At 76.0% G+C, this 16,462-nt stretch carries 13 protein-coding genes and 1 pseudogene; 8 read left to right on the top strand and 6 right to left on the bottom strand.

Translation table 11 applies throughout. The features are described from left to right. Nucleotides 1-7 precede the first annotated feature (7 nt). From L6E17_RS04135 to L6E17_RS04125, 3 genes are all read left to right on the top strand, one after another. A complete protein-coding gene (locus L6E17_RS04135; RefSeq protein WP_236239364.1) occupies nucleotides 8-769 on the top strand; it encodes a hypothetical protein in 762 nt (253 codons plus the stop codon). A gap of 66 nt (nucleotides 770-835) precedes the next feature. Continuing rightward, complete coding sequence (locus L6E17_RS04130; RefSeq protein ID WP_236239363.1) at nucleotides 836-1,351, top strand: protein phosphatase; 516 nt, start codon at nucleotides 836-838, stop codon at nucleotides 1,349-1,351. A 78-nt stretch (nucleotides 1,352-1,429) separates the two neighbouring features. Beyond that, nucleotides 1,430-1,843, top strand: a complete 414-nt coding sequence (locus tag L6E17_RS04125) for a ChaB family protein (protein ID WP_236239362.1) — start codon at nucleotides 1,430-1,432, stop codon at nucleotides 1,841-1,843. Nucleotides 1,844-1,991: 148 nt separating this feature from the next. Here L6E17_RS04125 and L6E17_RS04120 read toward each other — a convergent pair whose 3' ends face one another. Genes L6E17_RS04120 through L6E17_RS04110 form a run of 3 tightly spaced genes read right to left on the bottom strand, consistent with a single transcriptional unit; the run spans nucleotide 1,992 to nucleotide 4,147 of the window. Beyond that, nucleotides 1,992-3,035 (bottom strand): hypothetical protein, encoded by a 1,044-nt coding sequence (locus L6E17_RS04120; RefSeq protein ID WP_236239361.1) that lies wholly within the window; start codon nucleotides 3,033-3,035, stop codon nucleotides 1,992-1,994. Next, a complete protein-coding gene (locus L6E17_RS04115) occupies nucleotides 2,972-3,325 on the bottom strand; it encodes a hypothetical protein (protein WP_236239360.1) in 354 nt (117 codons plus the stop codon). The genes L6E17_RS04120 and L6E17_RS04115 overlap by 64 nt, the downstream gene beginning before the upstream one ends. A gap of 15 nt (nucleotides 3,326-3,340) precedes the next feature. Further along, the gene (locus L6E17_RS04110; protein WP_374108983.1) at nucleotides 3,341-4,147 is read right to left on the bottom strand and encodes a GntR family transcriptional regulator; all 807 of its coding nucleotides are present in this window, start codon (nucleotides 4,145-4,147) and stop codon (nucleotides 3,341-3,343) included. 863 nt (nucleotides 4,148-5,010) lie between these two features. Between L6E17_RS04110 and L6E17_RS04105 the strand changes: the two genes are divergently transcribed. After that, nucleotides 5,011-5,865, top strand: a complete 855-nt coding sequence (locus tag L6E17_RS04105; protein WP_236239359.1) for a (2Fe-2S)-binding protein — start codon at nucleotides 5,011-5,013, stop codon at nucleotides 5,863-5,865. Between the two features lie 282 nt (nucleotides 5,866-6,147). After that, the gene (locus tag L6E17_RS04100; protein ID WP_236239358.1) at nucleotides 6,148-7,194 is read left to right on the top strand and encodes a DUF2637 domain-containing protein; all 1,047 of its coding nucleotides are present in this window, start codon (nucleotides 6,148-6,150) and stop codon (nucleotides 7,192-7,194) included. A 66-nt stretch (nucleotides 7,195-7,260) separates the two neighbouring features. Here L6E17_RS04100 and L6E17_RS04095 read toward each other — a convergent pair whose 3' ends face one another. Next, nucleotides 7,261-7,692, bottom strand: a complete 432-nt coding sequence (locus tag L6E17_RS04095; protein ID WP_236239357.1) for an ATP-binding protein — start codon at nucleotides 7,690-7,692, stop codon at nucleotides 7,261-7,263. 293 nt (nucleotides 7,693-7,985) lie between these two features. Further along, a pseudogene (locus L6E17_RS31360) lies at nucleotides 7,986-9,853 on the bottom strand (protein phosphatase 2C domain-containing protein). A gap of 359 nt (nucleotides 9,854-10,212) precedes the next feature. Between L6E17_RS31360 and L6E17_RS04085 the strand changes: the two are divergent. Further along, nucleotides 10,213-11,193, top strand: a complete 981-nt coding sequence (locus L6E17_RS04085) for a helix-turn-helix domain-containing protein (RefSeq protein WP_236239356.1) — start codon at nucleotides 10,213-10,215, stop codon at nucleotides 11,191-11,193. Nucleotides 11,194-11,890: 697 nt separating this feature from the next. Here the strand turns inward: L6E17_RS04085 and rsgA are convergent. Further along, entirely contained in the window at nucleotides 11,891-12,982 is a 1,092-nt protein-coding gene (gene rsgA / locus L6E17_RS04080) for a ribosome small subunit-dependent GTPase A (RefSeq protein WP_236239355.1), read from the bottom strand. 635 nt (nucleotides 12,983-13,617) lie between these two features. Here rsgA and L6E17_RS04075 point away from each other — a divergent pair. Together L6E17_RS04075 and L6E17_RS04070 are read left to right on the top strand one after the other, a co-directional pair. Next, nucleotides 13,618-15,120, top strand: a complete 1,503-nt coding sequence (locus tag L6E17_RS04075; protein WP_236239354.1) for an alanine racemase — start codon at nucleotides 13,618-13,620, stop codon at nucleotides 15,118-15,120. Then, nucleotides 15,117-16,451, top strand: a complete 1,335-nt coding sequence (locus L6E17_RS04070; RefSeq protein WP_236239353.1) for a pyridoxal-phosphate dependent enzyme — start codon at nucleotides 15,117-15,119, stop codon at nucleotides 16,449-16,451. Before L6E17_RS04075 ends, L6E17_RS04070 begins: the two co-directional genes overlap by 4 nt. Nucleotides 16,452-16,462: the final 11 nt, after the last annotated feature.

Raw genomic sequence — 16,462 nt, 5'->3', positions numbered from 1 at the left:
TCCCGCCATGTCTGGATCCGGAACGACCCAAGGCGACGATCCGCTCCGGACCGCGGTATGGCGGCTGCGCTCGCGCGGCTGTTGGACCGACGCGGCCGCGCTCCTCGCCCCCACCGCGGACCGGCCGTCCGTCGCCGTCGAGCGGGCCGCCCTGCTGATCGAGCGGTGCCTCTACACCGAGCGCGGCTGGGCGGACGCCGAGGACGCGCTGCGCGCCGCCGAAGCGGTCGCGCAGGAGGACGAGGAGCGGGGCGCCGCCGCCTGCGAACGCGGCTACCTGGCTTATGCAGCCACCCTGCACGGCGTCCGCGACCGTGCGGACGAGGCGCGGGCCGCGCTCGGCCGGGCCGCGGCGCTGCTGGGACCCTCGGCACCGGGGCGGCCGCTGCTGGACTTCCGGCGCGGGCTGCTCGCGCAGTACCTGTCGGACGCGCCGCAGGCGGCCCGGGCCGCGTACCGCAGGGCGCACGCCGGCGCCACGGCCCAGGACGACGCGCTGCTGCTGTCGTTCACGTGGCGGCACCTGGCCGCGCTGGCGCTGGATGACGGCGAGGTGGCGGAGGCCCGGCACGGCTTCGCCGAGTCCCTGAGGATCCGGGAGGAGCTCGGCTACCTGGTCGGGACCGCGCCGGCGCTCGCCGCGCTGGCGGACACCGAGCCGGAGCCGGAGGCGACACGGCTGCGGACGGAGGCCCGCCGCCTCTTCCGACTCCTCGGCGGCGTCCCGACCTGGCTGGCGGCCCAGCTCAGCCCGCGGCCCGCGGTCTGAGCCCGCCGCCGCGCCGGCGGTGGCGGGGCCGCCCGGGTGGAGCGACGATGAGCTGGGAGGGCGAGCATGCGTACACCCGGTCGGCCGGACCGCGAGGTCCCCGCTCCGCAGAGCGCCTGGGACGAGATCCTGCCGGGGCTCTGGATGGGCGGCCATGTCTGGGCGGACGGTTTCGGCCATCTGCGGCCTGCTGTGGTGGACCGGGAGTTCGCCCTCGTCGTCAGCCTGTACACGCAGCCGGGGCACGGGCCGCACCCCGGTGTACGGCACGAGGTGCGGGAGATCCCGGACGGCCCGCTGACCCCCGCCGAGATCGACGCGGTGCTGGACGCCGCGGCGCTGACCGCCGCGGCCGTACGGGCCGGCCACCGCACCCTCGTCCGCTGCTTCGCCGGGTACAACCGCTCCGGCCTGGTCGCCGCCCGCGCCGTGTGCGAGCTGACCGGTGCCGGCGCGCCCCGCGCCATCGAACTGGTGCGGCGCCGCCGCTCGCCGTGGGCCCTGCACAACGAGAGGTTCGTGGGGTACCTCGAAGCGGGTCTCGAAGTGGCGTACCTGCTGGAGGGGCTGAGCTCGGCGTAGGACCGTTTCGGCCCCGCGGGGCGGGGCACACGTCCGGCGTCCCGTCCCAGGCACCCGTTTCTTCCGGAGGTGAGGCGCATGCCCGGGCGTGAGGAGCTGCCGTCGACGCTGGAGCGGTCCTCGAAGAAGGCCCAGCGGACCTGGATCAAGGCGCACGACTCCGCCGTCGACCAGTACGGCGAGGGAGAGCGGGCGCACCGGGTCGCGTTCAGCGCGTTGAAGCACTCGTACGAGAAGGTCGGCGACCGCTGGCAGGCCAAGGAGAAGGGCAGGAAGGGGCCGTCCGATCCGCGCGCCGCGACGCCGCGCGACAAGCCGGCCCGCAGCGGGGAAGGGGTCGACGAGAACGCCACGAAGGAGCACCTGTACGCCATGGCCAGGCGCATGGGGATCGACGGGCGCTCCCGCATGTCCAAGGCCGAGCTGGCGGAGGCGCTCCGCAAGGAGAACCGGTCGCGGACGCGTGCGGCGCGGGAGGAGGAACGTCCGTGACGCGCGGGTGCCGCCCGCGGGCCGCGTGCACCGGATGAGGACCGGGGTGACCGTTCGCCGGCTGAGCAGGGTGGCCGGTCACCGCAGGACCGGGTGGCCGTTCACCGACTGAACAGGGTGACCGGTCACTGCATGACCGGGAGGCCGTTCACCGACTGAACAGGGTGACCAGGGTGTCGGGGGTGGCGACGGTGAGCACGGCACCCGCCCTGTGCCCGCCACTCTCCTGCTCGCCGTGCGCGTGCTCCCCCTTCTCGTGCCGGTGCCTCCCGTACCGGTCCTTGACGCGCTCGCCCTGCCTGCGCTCCCCCTCCCTGTGCCGCTCCTCCGCGTGCTCGCCCTGCCTGCGCTCCCCCTCCCCGGGCCGCTCCTCCGCGTGCTCGCCCTGCCCGTGCTCGGCCTTCCCGTCCTCGCCTGTCTCGTACACGCTCCGCTCCTGCAGGGCCACCGCGCGGACCGGCGGGCCCGGGCGGAAGGGGTGGACCCCGCCGTCCTCGCCGTGCAGCTCCACGAGGCCGTCCGCCCACGCCACCGCCAGCCCTCCGGGGCCCGCGTGCAGCGCGACCACCGGGTACGGGCGCCGCGCCACCGGGGCCGCGGCGCCCCGCAGCCGTACGGTGCCGTCGGCTCCGCCGCTGTAGACGCGGGAACCGTACGCGGTCAGGGCGGTCACCCGGCCGGAGTGCGGCGCGGCCTGGCGCACGCCGCCGAGGCTGAAGGCGTGCACGGAGCCCATGCGGTCACCGGTGACGATCGTCGGGCCCAGCGTGGCGTCGGCCGCGGCGGCCAGGGCTGTCGCCGGGTGCGTGGCGAGGGTGGCGGCCACGGCCAGGGCCAGGCGCGCGGCGGGGCCGTGCCCGGCGGTGTGGTGCAGTCGGCCGCGCTCGTCGAGGCGCAGGCCGGTGCCGTCCGGCAGGTACGCGAGCGCTTTGGTCCGCGGGTCCTCCGACACGGCCAGTCGGCCGCCGCGGGTCGCGAGCGCGCCGGCATGGGCGCGCCGGGTCCGCACCGCCTCCCACGGAGTGCCGGCGGACAGCCTGCCGAGGACGGGTTCCAGCCGCGGGTCGGCGTCGTCCGGCAGGGCGGCGCGCAGCGCGAGCGCGCGCCCCGCGGGGGTCTGCCCGGGCCTTATGAGGGCCTGCCCGCAACGCAGCCACGCGGCGCGCAGGCCGCCATGGTCGCCCCGCGACACTTCGTAGGCGCGGGTGACCCGCAGCGGGTCGGCGGCGCAGACCCCTCCGGGTCGGACAGGTCCGGAAGCGCCGGGGTCCCGGCGGGCGGCGCGGACGGCGGGTGGAGGGTGACGTCGAGGCGGCCGAGCGCCCGCAGGTCGCGGGCGAGCGCGGCGGTGCCGGGGTCGTCGCCCGGCAGTTCGACGCGGGCGGCGCGGCGGGGCGCCACCAGCAGGGCGGTGAGCAGTTCGGCGGGGGTGCCGGCGGCCACGCCGAGCTGGTTGGCGGCCGTCCACACGGCAGCACGCACGTGTCCTCCTCCGGCTCAGTACGCGGCGCCCGTGAAGTGCTCCCTGACGAGCGACTCGACGACGTCCAGGTCCCCTGCCTCCAGGGCGTCCAGCAGCGCTCCGTGCTCGGCGGCGTCGGCCAGGAGGTCGGCACGCCGGGTGACGGGCTGGCTGACCAGGGGCCACTGGGAGCGGCGGTGCAGGTCGTCGGCGACGGCGACGAGCTGTTCGTTGCCCGCGAGGCCCAGCAGGGCGCGGTGGAAGGCGCGGTCCGCCTCCCCGTACCCGGCGAGGCCGCCCCGGACCGCGGCGGCGGCGGTGGCCTCGGCGAGCGGGCGCAGCTCGGCCCAGCGGGCGGCCGGCACGGTGCGGGCCAGCCGCAGCATGACGGGCACCTCCAGCAGGGCGCGGACCTCGGCCAGCTCGGCGAGCTCCCGCCGGGTGCGCTCGATGACGCGGAAGCCGCGGTTCGGTACGACCTCGACGGCGCCCTCCAGGGCCAGCTGCATCATCGCCTCCCGCACGGGGGTGGCGGACACGCCGAGCCGCGCCCCCAGGGCGGGGGCGGAGTACACCTCGCCCGGTGCGAGGTCGCCGCCGACGAGTGCGTCGCGCAGGGCCTGGAGCACCTGGCCCCGCACCGAGTGCCGCTGCACCAGGGCGCGGGAGGGGCGGGGGCACGGGATCTCGGGCGCCGAGGCCGCTCGCGGCACACCGGGGTCCCTTCCCTCGGGCACCACGGCAGCATGCGCCGCGGGCGGAAGCGCGCCCTCCGGTGCCGGTACGCCGCCTCCCGCCGTGACGGGCGCCGGGTCACCGGCCGTGCGAGCCGCCGGCACCACCCCGCGGCCCGGGTCGGTCGTCGCACCTGCGCCGGCGGAGGAGGTCCCTCCAGCCGTCGGCAGCGCGGCCTCAGCACCGGGGCCCGGGTCCTCGGGGGTCAGGACCGCAGGGGCGCCGGCGTCAGGGGCTGACGGCCCGGCCGTCCGGGGCGCACGATCCGCCCCTGAGCCCGGGGCCTCAGCGGTCGTCTCCGCACCGTCGCCGGTACCGGAGGCAGTGCCCCCAGCCGTCGCGGCCGCATCCCTCATGCCCAGGCGCGGGTCCTCAAGCGCCCGAGCCCCACCCGCACCGATCCGCCCAGGAGGCTCAGGAGGCTCAGGCGCAGGAGTCACACCCGCACCCTTCCGCCCAAAGGGCTTCGGCGCCGGAGTCGCACCCGCAGCCTTCCGCTGAAAAGGCTCCGGTGCCGGAGTCCCCACAGCACCATTCCGCCCAAGCGGCTCAAGCACCCGAGTCCCATCGACAACGGGCCGCCCAGGGCCCTCGGCGGTCGGAGCCGTACCGCCACTGCTCGACCCGAGGCCCGCAGGCACCGCAGGCACCGCAGGCACCACAGGCACCGCAGCCGCACCGTCAGCGCCAGGGCCCGCAGGCTTCAGAGCCGCGCCGTCCGCGCCGGAGGAGTGCTCCTCGGGCCCGGACGGCTCGTCTGCGTGGGCGCGGGCCGGGGCGGCCTCCGGTGCCGCGGCCTCGCGTCCGCTGCCCTGCTCCACTCGGGTCCTCCTGGTGCTGGCGTACCGGCCCGGCTCGCGGTGGAGAGGGCCCGTGTGCACGATAGGCGCAGAGGGTCGCCGTCCACACATCGATCAGATCGGGTAAGGTAAGGCTTACCTGAAAACGATCGTGAATCGGTGGTCCCTGCATGTCCGTCACCGCACTGCTGCCCGCCCCCTTCACGTCCCCCGTCGCCGCCTCGTACGCCCGGCTGTCGGCGGTCTTCCCCGGCCTGCGCGTGCATGAGCCCGGCCAGGGCGAGGAGCTCCCGAGCGGCGGCGGCTGGGTCCGCGCGGACGAGCTCGCGGCGGGCGGCCACGCTCTGGACGCCTTCCTGTCCTGGGACGCCGCGCAGGTGCTGCGCGACTACGGACGGCAGGCCCGCCCCGACGTGGTGGCCAGCTTCGGTCTGCACCGGTACGCCTGGCCCGCCTGCCTGCTGGTGACGGTGCCCTGGTTCCTGCACCGCCGCGTGCCGCGGGTGCCCGTCGACGGTGTCGCCTTCCAGCGCGCGATGGGCCGGATGTCCGTGCGGGTGCGGGAGTTCGCGTGCCTTCCCGGCGACCCCGCCGCCGCTCTGCCCGGCGCCCGCGTCGTGCCGGACGAGGAGGCGCTGCGCGCCGAGGTGCGGGCGGCGGTCGCCGAGCACCTCGGGCCGGTCCTCGACGGTTTCCGGCCCCGGATGCGGCGCGGCAGCCGGGCCCTGTGGGGGATGGCGACGGACGAGGTCGTCGAGGGCCTCTGGTACGTCGCGGGCCTGCTCGACGAGGAGCCGCGGGCCATGGCCGAGCTCGAACTGCTGCTGCCGGGCACGGCGAAGCCGTACGTCGGGACGGCGGGGTTCCGGGAGCTCACGGCACCCGACGGGCGCTCTCTGGCGACCCGCGACCGGGCGAGCTGCTGCCTCTTCTACACCCTGCGGCCCGAGGACACCTGCGTGACCTGCCCCAGGACCTGCGACGCCGACCGGGTGCGCAAACTCACCGCGTCCGCCGCCGGCTGACCCCGCCCCGCCGCCTTCCTCCGCCCCCTCGGCCCTTCCGGGCCCTCTTCGGGCTGTCCCGGCCCTTCACAGGAGGCGGGCTCCCCCGTGGGCACACCACCCTCCCGAGTGGGTTCAATCGAACGCAACCCCCGCCCTACGGAAGCAAGTTCGACCCGATCGCACCTATTTGTATGCCCTGTCGCCCCAATGGCGTTCTCTTACCTCGAAACCCCGTGACGCACCGCGTGAGTCGGCCAAGATGGCGCACCGAACGCTTTACTGCGATGCGAGGGACACCGCATGAGACTGACCGACATATCGCTGGACTGGCTGCTCCCCGGCGGTGTGATGCTCGCGGGGGCCGTGGCGGCGGTGGCGGTGCTCGCGCGCGGCAAGCGCGCCGCTGACAAGGCCGCGGCCGACGACTCGTGGGAACGCAGCGAGGAACGCCGCCGCCGCAAGGAAGCCGTCTACGGCATCGCCTCCTATCTGCTGCTCTTCTGCTGCGCGGCGGTCGCCGCCGCCCTGTCGTTCCACGGCCTGGTCGGCTTCGGCCGGCAGAACCTCAACCTGTCCGGCGGCTGGGAGTACCTGGTGCCGTTCGGGCTGGACGGGGCCGCCATGTTCTGCTCGGTCCTCGCCGTCCGCGAGGCCAGCCACGGCGACGCCGCGCTCGGCTCCCGGCTGCTGGTGTGGCTGTTCGCCGGGGCGGCCGCCTGGTTCAACTGGGTGCACGCCCCGCGCGGCATCGGACACGACGGAGCCCCGCAGTTCTTCGCGGGCATGTCGCTGTCGGCGGCCGTGCTGTTCGACCGGGCACTCAAGCAGACCCGCCGGGCGGCGCTGCGCGAGCAGGGCCTCGTGCCGCGGCCGCTGCCGCAGATCCGCATCGTGCGGTGGCTGCGGGCGCCCAGGGAGACCTTCGCGGCCTGGTCGCTGATGCTCCTCGAAGGCGTACGGACCCTGGACGAGGCCGTGGAGGAGGTCCGCGAGGACAAGCGGGAGAAGCAGCAGCTGCGCCGGCAGCGGCGCGAGCAGCAGAAGCTGGACCGGGCCAGGCTCCGGGCCTTCAACCGCCAGCACCGCTCCTGGAACCTCGGGCGCGGCGGCCGGCAGGTGGACGTGCAGAACCTGAACTCCGCCACGGGCTCCGCGTCGGCTGCCGTCGCGGAGCCCGCCATAGCAGAGCAGGGACAGCTGCCGCACCGCTCCCGGCCCTCCCTGCAGGCCGTGAAGGGACCTGAGCCCCGCACGGTCGACCTCACCGCGGAGGACGACACCCAGGCCATTCCCCGACTCGATTCCTTGGAGGAGAAGCTGAAGAGTCTGGAGCAGCAGTTCGGCTGAGCTCCGCCGCGTCACCACTCGAAGGGTCCGTCAGCCTCCGGGCAGGGCGGGCCCTTCGGTGTCCGCTCAGGCCGGGGGCTTCACATCCGACAGCTCGAACCAGACCACCTTGCCGACGCCCTGCGTGTGCACGCCCCACGCGTCGGCCAGCGCCTGGACCAGCAGCAGCCCTCTGCCGTGGGTGCCCTCGTCGGGGACCGGTACATACGGATCGGGCAGCTCGGGGACGAAGTCCCGCACCTCCACCCGCAGGGCGCTGGGGCCCAGGGTCGCCGTCACCACCGCCCCGTGGCCGGTGTGGAGGAGCGCGTTGGTCACCAGCTCGCTGACGAGCAGCTCCGCCACGTCCGCGGTGTCGGCCGGTATGCGGGTGCGGACTAACTCGCGCAGTGCGCGCCGCACCCCGGCGACGGCCGTGAGGTCCCCCGCCCTCACATCCCGGCGGAGGCGTATCGCCCCCGTCATCCGGACCCCGCCCCGGTCACGCCCGTCCGCCATGGGTCCGACTGCCTCTGCCTGACGCCCACTCATAGCCCCCACCACGTCACTGGACCTTTCCCTCGAACAGGCTCACGGGATCCATGCCCTTGCCTCACCCGGGTCACGCCTGCGAACCACCGACGAGCAGGCGCACGGAGGGGAGCAGTGGGGCACGGCAGGGTGTCAAGGTGGCGGGCCTCGGTCGCCGGCCCGCGCGGCGCGCGGGCGGCCCGGCGCCGGAGCTTGCCGTCATGGCAGGTCGTGGGCGGTGCGCCGGGCCGTGGTCGGACCCGTGCGCGCCGCGCGCGGGGTCACGCCTCCCAGACGGCGACCGCCGTGCGGTCGTCGGCGTACCCCTTCACCCGCAGTTGGGTGTCGGCGAGGAACGCGGCGAGGCCGGGCGGTTCCCGCCCCGGTCCGGCAGGCGCCCAGCGGGTGGCCAGCTCGGCCGCGAGTGCGGGCTCGCAGCGCAGCGGCTCCGCCAGGCCGGCGCTCGCCAGGAGCAGGGTGTCCCCGGCCGGGCGATGGAGGCGCGGAAGCGGAACGGCACGGCGGGCGGCGGCAGGGGGCCCTCGATGTAGGGGGCGCCGGGGTGCGGTGTGACACCGAGTCGCATGGTGCGCCCGTCGGTCTCCGGCAGGGGCGCGTCCTGCACCTGCTCCGCACCGGCCGCTCCGCTGCGGGTCGCGGCCGGGTCCCCGGCGGCGGCCGGATTCCCCGTCGCGGCCGTGTCGGCGCCGGGCGGCGGCGAGCCGTAGCCGACGACGGGTGCCCCGGTCACGGCGCCGGGTTCCGGGGCGGGCGGCTCCAGGTCCTGCCAGGCACCGCCGCGCAGCCGGAACAGCCCGCCGGGCCCCACGCCGAAGAAGATGCGGTTGCGGCAGTCGGCGTCGGCGGGCAGCAGCAGGCAGCGCAGGTCCGCGGTGTAGGCGTCGTGGGGGAAGCCGAGTTCGGCGGCGCGGGCGCGGAGCCTGCCGTAGGCCCGGTCGGTGAGCCGGTGCAGCCCGGACTTGAGGTCCTCGCGGCGTCCGGCGCGGATGTCGTCGGCGAGGCGGGCGTGGCTGCGGCCGACGGCCTCGCCGATCCACCGGCAGGCGTCCCGGGCCGCGACGTGCGCGCCGTCGACGGCGCGGGCACCGGTGGCGACGGCGACCAGCACCAGGGCGCCGTCCCCGGTGCCGAACCGGGCTGCCAGCAGGGCGTCCCGCCGGGACTCGCCGCGGTACCGCGCGGAGTCACCGCGCACGGACGCGGCCCGCAGGGTGAAGGCGCCGTAGCGGGCGCCCTCCAGCACGGTGTCCGGCGCGGCCTCGTCCAGTTCGTGCGGCCAGGCCTGCGGCAGCGCCGTCGGCTCCGCCTCGTAGGTGGGCGGCCCGTCCCCGACGTACGACGCCCGGCGCGGCGGCACCGCGTCCTCGGCGGGTGCGGCGGGTACGGGGCTCCGGGTGGACCCGTCGTCGGGGCGGAGGGCCTTGGCGAAGCGCATGCGGGGCAGGGTGCGGCCACCGGACTGCCGCTGCGGCACGGGGCCGGGGCCGGGCTCGAAGCCGGAGGCGGTGCCGGGTGCGGGCCCGGGATCGAAGCCGGAGACCGGGCCGGGGGCGGAGGCCGCCGGCGCGGCGGCCTCGGAGTCGGCACCTGAGCGGGGGTCAGGCCCCGTGCGGGAGTGGGAGGCGGGCCCCGTGGCGGGGCGGGGCTCGGAGTCCGTGCCGGAAGGGGTGTCAGCGCCCGTGCCGGCACGGTCCGGTGCCGTCGTGCGGCTGTCGCCGCCGGGGCCGGTGTCCGGCCGGGGTACGGCGCGGGGGTCGCGCCGGGGTGCCGGGCCCTCGGGGGCTGCGGAACCTTCACCGGCAGACCGGGGCGGCGCGCCGCCCGGGCGGGCCCCGGGGACGCCCCGGGGCCGGGGCGCGGGACCCTCCGGCGGGGCCTGCTCCACGGCCGGCGGGTGCGACCCGCCGGGGAAGGTGCGGGGGCCCGGGGGCGGCGCGGCCTCCCAGGGCGAGGGCGGCCGGTAGGGCGGCGGGGCGTGGCCTGGGGCGAAGGTGCCGGAGGCGGAGTCGAAGCGGTCGTCAAGGGTGTCGCCCGTCGCGGCCGGGGCCGTGTCCGGGGCGGTGTCGTCGTACAGCTTGTCCCACCAGTCGTCGGCGCCGGCGGAGTGCCTGTCCCCCTGTGGACTCATGCCCTGCATTGTCCCCCGCGGGGGGTGCCCGGCACCGGGGCTTCGGGAAAAAGTGGTCATCGTGCAAGGGCCCGCCGGGCGCCCTCCCCCCTGTGGAGGGTTCCGTCCCGCCCGGCGGGCCCGCGTGGCCGGCGCTCGTCGCGCGCGGAGTCGCGCAGCGCGACACCCTGGGGCGCGGCCACGGTCGGGGAGCGGTCCGCCGCCGTGCACCGCCGGCGGAGGGCGGGGCTGCCGGGGCGGCCGTGGCGCCACCCTGGCAGAGGGGCGGGTGGTGTGGGGATGATGGGTGCGGCGGGTTTGCGCCGTGGCCGCTTTCCGCCACGGCGGCGCCGAGGCATCGAGTGGAGGGGCGGTTCAGGTTGCTGGGGGCGATAGGGCTCGACGAGCGCGGGGAGGCGGCGTACCGGGCGCTGGTGGCGCTGGGCGCGGCGGGGGTCGCTGACCTCGCGCACCGGCTGGGGCTTCCGGAGCCGGAGACGGAGCGCACGCTCCGGCGGTTGGAGGCGCAGGGTCTCGCGGCCCGCTCGTCGTACCGGCAGGGGCGGTGGGTGGCGGCGCCGCCCGGGGTGGCCCTCGGGGCGCTGCTCACCCAGCAGCGGCACGAGCTGGAGCAGGCGGAACTGGCGGCTGCGCTGCTGGCGAGGGAGTACCGGGCGGAGGCGGCGGAGCCGGAGGTGCACGATCTGGTGGAGGTGGTGACCGGGGGGAGCGCCGTGGCGCACCGGTTCCTGCAGCTCCAGTTGGGTGCGGCGGAGGAGGTGTGCGCCCTCGTCACGGGGCGGCCCGCCGTGGTGGCGGGCGCGGAGAACGACGCCGAGGAGCGGGCCGCGGTGCGGGGCGTGGCGTACCGGGTGGTGGTCGAGCGTGAGGTGACGGAGCTGCCCGGCGGGGTGGCCGAGCTGGGGGCGGCGCTGGGCCGCGGTGAGCAGGTGCGGGTGGTGGACAGGGTCCCGACGAAGCTGGTCGTGGCGGACCGGTCCATGGCGATGGTCCCCCTCACGGGGCGGGGGGCGGAGCCCGCGGCCCTGGTGGTGCACGCGAGCGGGCTGCTGGAGTCGCTGATGGGCCTGTTCGAGGCGGTGTGGCGGGAGGCGGTGCCGCTGCGGCTCGGCGGCGGCGGGGAGCCGGCCGAGGCGGGCGGGTCGGGCCCGGACGCGACGGATCTGCAGGTCCTTTCGCTGCTGTTGGCGGGCATGACGGACGCCAGCGTGGCGAAGCAGCTGGATCTCGGCCTGCGGACGGTGCAGCGGCGGGTGAAGGGGCTGATGGAGCTGGCGGGTGTGACGACGCGGCTGCAACTGGGCTGGCAGGCGTACGAGCGGGGCTGGGTCACGCGCTGACCGGGACGGCGCCGCAAAGCACCAGGTGCCCGGCGGCAGGGGGTGAGGCGCGGTGCGCCGCGGCGCGGGAAGGGGGACGGCGCCCCTCGGCGTAAGCAAGGGGACGGCGGCCCACGCCATAGGAAGACCTGCGGTGACCCGCGACGCTCGACGAGAAGGACGGCCTGCTCCGCCCCGCCACCGGCCGGCAGGACACGGGAGCAGCCCGCCGCCCGCCGCCCGCCGACCTGCCGCCCGCCACCCGCCACCCGCCACCCGCCGACCCACCGACCCACCGACCCACAGCCCACCGGCCCACAGCCCGCCGCCCGCTAACCCGCCGCCGCCAAGGCGCCGCCCGCCACCTGCCCGTGGCACCAGCACCGGGCGCCGGCTGCCGCGGCCGCGCCGCGGCTGACCCGGGGCGGCCCGCGAGGAGCGGGCCCAGCGGGAGCGGGCCCGCGAGGTCGCCGAATCGACCGGCACCAGCCACCATGCATCGGCTACCGGCCCCCGGCCCCGGCCACCGGCCACCGCACACCGGGCAGGCCCTCTCCCCGGCCCCCGGCCACGGCACGGGCCCCCGGCCACCGCACACCAGGCAGGCCCTCTCCCCAGTCGCCGCCACGGCCACGGCACCGGCCCCCGGCCACGGCCCCCGGCGGCCCTCCCCGCCCATCCCCGGAACGCATCCGCCCCGGGGTTCGGCGGGGTGCCGTCAGCGGAGGCGGGGGCCGCCGCCCCGCTTGGCCTCCATGGCGGCGCGGCCCTCGGCGCCGCGGCGCTTCCACTCGCGGCGCATCTCGGCCCGCATGCGGGCGTCGGTCTTGGCCACGATGTACTGGTTCTCCCGCAGCAGCTTGCGGTAGCTCTCCAGGCGCCGCTGCGGCAGCGTCCCGCCGTCGACGGCGGCGAGCACCGCGCAGCCCGGCTCCGCCTGGTGGGCGCAGTCGTGGAAGCGGCACCGCCCGGCCAGTTCCTCGATCTCGGCGAAGACCTGGCCGACGCCGGTCCCTGCGTCCCAGAGGCCCACCCCGCGCAGACCGGGTGTGTCGATGAGGACCCCGCCGCCGGGGAGCAGGAACAGGTTGCGGGTGGTGGTCGTGTGACGGCCCTTGCCGTCGACCTCCCGGGTCGCCCGGACCTCCATGGCGTCCTCGCCGATCAGGGTGTTGGCGAGGGTGGACTTGCCGGCGCCGGAGACGCCGAGCAGCACGCTGGTGCCGCCCGCGACGACGGCGCGCACCACGTCGACGCCGTCTCCGGTGACGGCGCTGACCGGCAGCACCGGCACCCCCGGGGCGGTCGCCTCCACGTCCCGTACGAGGTAGGACAGGCCGACGGGGTCCGGCACGAGGTCGGCCTTGGTGAGCACGACGAGGGGTTGGGCGCCGGACTCCCAGGCCAGCGCGAGGAAGCGTTCGACCCGGGCGAGGTCGAGTTCGGCGGCCAGGGACACCGCGACGATCGCGTGGTCCACGTTCGCGGCGAGGATCTGCCCTTCGGACCGCTTGGACGACGTGGACCGCACGAAGGCGGTGCGGCGCGGCAGGTACTCCCGTACGTAGCGGGGGCTGCCGCCCTCCGGGTCGACGGCGGCCCAGTCGCCGGTGCAGAGGACCCGCAGCGGGTCGGGCGGGGTCACGAGGGCGGTGTCGGCGCGGACCGGACCGGCCTCGGTGGCGAGGTCGCACTGGCCGCGGTCGACCCGTACGACGCGGCCGGGGACGAGCCCGCGTGCGGCGCGGGAGGTGAACTCGGCCTCCCACTCGGCGTCCCAGCCGTAGGGGGAGAGAGGAGAAGCAGTCAAGAGAGGGATGGCCCTTCGGGAGGGCGGTCCCCGGTGGGAGGGCGCGCGGCGGCGCCCGCGTACGTGTGCTGCGTACGGTGTCGGAGTGTCAGCCGGAGACCGCGGAAGTGGGATCGGTGTTCTTCTGAAGCCGGGTCGGGCCCGGAACCGCGACAGTCACCAAGGTCCTCACCTCCCGTGTCGTCACAGGCGGCGCCGCAGGGGCGCACCCAGGGGTCGTCCGTTGTCGCCGACACGCTAGCCAGGGAACCGACGGCGGCGCCAACGAATTTTCAAGGCCGCCTCGCTCCCCATATCGCCTACGGCAAATGACGTATGCCGCCTCCCCCTCCACGCCGTAAACGGGGGCGTCGCAGGGCGGTGTACGTCCCGGCAGTGCGTACGCGTTCCGTATGAGGCGGGGGTGCGCAGCGGGCCCATGAGCCCGGGTGTCCACGCGGGGGCGCTTGAACGGAGCTGGCCGCGGCCGACTGCGGACCTACACATTCCGATTGTATGAATCCGAGGGGCCGTCAGCGGAGTGCTTATGACAACCATTGTCAGTTGATGGCATGCTCGTGCTGCGTCCACCGCCCCGTCACACTCGGCCGCGAGACGACCTCCCGTCCCTCCGAGAGGACCAGGACCACACCCGCATGAGCGAACCGCTGTATCTCGCACCACGACTGGAGTCACGGGCGGCGGCGCTGCTGGACTCCCCCTCCTTCCTCCACTCCCTGACGGCCGCCCTGGGCTCGCCGCTGAACGTGGTGCTGCCCGACCAGATCGCGGACAACGTCCGCCGCTTCCAGGACGTGTACGCCCGGCACCGGCTCGCCGGGCGGATCGCGTTCGCCCACAAGGCCAACCGCTCCAGCGCCCTCGTCCGCCGGCTGGCGGCGCTCGCCCCGGCCGGCGGGGGCACCGCCGGGGCGGCGGCCGTCGGCGTCGACGTGGCGTCCCTCGGCGAGCTCCAGCACGCCCTGGGCTGCGGCTTCACCCCCGACCGGATCACCGCGACCGGCCCGAAGGAACCCGCCTTCCTGTGGCTGGCCGCCCGCACCGGCACCACCGTCTGCGTGGACTCCGCCGGCGAACTCACCGCGCTCGCCGCACTCGTCGAGCGCCACGGGCTGCCCCGTGCGTCCGTGATGCCGCGGCTCTCCGGCTTCTCCTCGCCCGGCACCCGCACCCTCACCCGGCGCAGCCGCTTCGGCATCCCCGCCGACGAGGCCGACGCCCTGCTGGACCTGGCCGAGAAGCACCGCGACAGCGTCGAGTTGACGGGCGTCTCCTTCCACCTGGACACGATGGCCCTCACCGAGAAGGCCGTCGCACTCGAAGGGTCCGTGCGGGTCCTGGACGAGTGCCGCCGCCGCGGGCTGCGCCCCCGCGCCGTCGACATCGGCGGCGGCTTCGGCGTCGACTACCTCGCGGACGGCGCCCAGTGGGAGGCGTACACCACGGAGCTGACCCGCGCGCTGCTCGGCAAGCGCGAGCCGATCACCTGGGAGGGGCACGGCTACGGGCTGCGCGGGGAGAACGGCACGCTGCGCGGAGCCCTCGGTGTCTACCCGGGGCACCGGCCGGTGGCGGGTCCGCGCTACCTGGACGAGCTGCTCGGGCAGGCAGCGCCCGCGCTGGGCCGGCCGCTGGCCACCCTGCTCCTGGAGAACCTGTACGACCTGCACACCGAGCCCGGCCGCGCCCTGACCGACCAGTGCGGCCTCACCCTCGCCGAGGTGCTGGAGGTCCGGGTGACCGCGGCGGGAGAGCACCTCGTGCGGCTCGCCGCGAACGCCAGGGACATCGGCCTGGAGGACCACGGGCTGCTGGTCGACCCGGTGCTCGTGCCGCGGCGCGAGGAGGGCGGCGGCGGACCCGTCGGCGCCTACCTCCTCGGCAACCTGTGCCTGGAGTCCGACCTGATCAGCCGCCGCGCCGTGTACCTGCCCCGGGCGCCGCGCCCCGGCGACCTGCTGGCGTTCGTCAACACCGCCGGGTACTTCATGGACTTCACGGCCGACCACGCCATGATGCAGCCCGTCGCCCGGAAGGCCGCCGTGTACGAGGGCCCGGGCGGGGCCTGGCGCTGGTGCCTCGACGAGCAGTACTGGCCCCACCTCACCGCGGGCGACGACCTGGGGGACGCCGTATGAGGTACGACCACATCACCGACGCCATCGGCGACACGCCCCTCGTCCGGATCGCACCGGAGGTCCACGGGCTCGCCCACATCGACCTGTACGCCAAACTGGAGCTGCTCAACCCGTTCGGCTCGGTCAAGGACCGGGCCGCGTGGCGGATGGCCCGCCCGCACCTCGCGCAGGCGCAGGAGCAGGGCCGCACGGTCGTCGAGCTGTCCAGCGGCAACACCGCGAAGGCGCTCGCCGTCATCGCGGGGATGCACGGGCTGCCTTTCAAGAGCGTCACCAACCGCATGAAGGTCCCCGAGATCAAGGACCTGCTGCTGCTGCTCGGCGCGGAGATCGAGGAGCTGCCCGGCCAGGCGGAGTGCCTCGACCCGACGGCGACCGAGGACCCGCTGACCCGCATCCACGGGATGCTCACCGCGGACGACGGGCAGTACCTGCACACCGACCAGTACTACAACCCGGCCAACGCCGAGGCGCACGCCTCCGGCACCGGCCCGGAGATCATCAAGGACCTGGGCGGCACGGCCCCCGACTGGTTCGTCGCCGCGGTGGGCACGGCCGGCTCCTCCACCGGCACGGCCCGCGCGCTGCGCGCCCACGACCCGGACACCTCGGTCATCGGGCTCGTCGCCCACAAGTCGGACTTCATCCCCGGCATCCGGAACATCGACGAGGTCCACGAGGTCGGCCTCTTCGACCCCGCCACCTACGACACGGTGGAGTCGGTGACCGCCGACGAGGCCATCGACGGGATGCTCACGCTGGTGCGGCGCTGCGGCATCCTCGCCGGGCCGACCGGTGGCGCCGCGTACTTCGGGGCCGTACGCCACCTGCGGGCGCTGGACGCCGCGTGCGGGCCGCGGGAGGACGGGCGGCGGCGGACGGCGGTGTTCATCGTCTGCGACCGGGTCGAGAGCTACATGAGCTACGTGCGGCAGCGCAGGCCCGAGCTGCTGCGGCGGCCCCCGCGGCCCAACTCCCCCGCCACGCTGACCCCGGAGGAACTCGACGCGGTGCACGTCATCGGCGTCGAGGAGGCCCGCTCGTGGATCGCGGCGGAGCGGCCCGTCGTCGTCGACCTGCGGGGCGGTTTCGCGTTCGCGGCCCTGCACATCGAGGGGTCGGTGAACATCGTGGACGAGCTGTTCGCGGAACTCCTGCACGGCGGACTGCCGTTCGGCCGGTCCCAGCCGGTGCTGCTGGTCTGCCCGGTGGGCGAGCAGTCGGTGGCGTACGCGGCGCTGCTGACCCGGATGGGCCACCGGAACGTGCGCAGCCTGTCCGGCGGGATCATCGCCTGGCGGGACGCGGGTGCGCCGATGGTGCGGGACTGAGAGGGGGCGGA

It is taken from the genome of Streptomyces sp. CC228A, assembly GCF_021390935.1.
In the GTDB taxonomy this organism is placed as follows: Bacteria; Actinomycetota; Actinomycetes; order Streptomycetales; family Streptomycetaceae; genus Streptomyces.
This window is presented reverse-complemented; position numbering and strand designations above follow the sequence as displayed.

Bases quoted from the DNA above. Each gene is read 5' to 3' on its own strand.
- L6E17_RS04135 (WP_236239364.1), top strand. From the start codon at position 8: ATGTCTGGATCCGGAACGACCCAAGGCGACGATCCGCTCCGGACCGCG.
- L6E17_RS04130 (WP_236239363.1), top strand. From the start codon at position 836: ATGCGTACACCCGGTCGGCCGGACCGCGAGGTCCCCGCTCCGCAGAGC.
- L6E17_RS04125 (WP_236239362.1), top strand. From the start codon at position 1,430: ATGCCCGGGCGTGAGGAGCTGCCGTCGACGCTGGAGCGGTCCTCGAAG.
- L6E17_RS04105 (WP_236239359.1), top strand. From the start codon at position 5,011: ATGTCCGTCACCGCACTGCTGCCCGCCCCCTTCACGTCCCCCGTCGCC.
- L6E17_RS04100 (WP_236239358.1), top strand. From the start codon at position 6,148: ATGAGACTGACCGACATATCGCTGGACTGGCTGCTCCCCGGCGGTGTG.
- L6E17_RS04095 (WP_236239357.1), bottom strand. From the start codon at position 7,692: ATGGCGGACGGGCGTGACCGGGGCGGGGTCCGGATGACGGGGGCGATA.
- L6E17_RS04075 (WP_236239354.1), top strand. From the start codon at position 13,618: ATGAGCGAACCGCTGTATCTCGCACCACGACTGGAGTCACGGGCGGCG.
- L6E17_RS04070 (WP_236239353.1), top strand. From the start codon at position 15,117: ATGAGGTACGACCACATCACCGACGCCATCGGCGACACGCCCCTCGTC.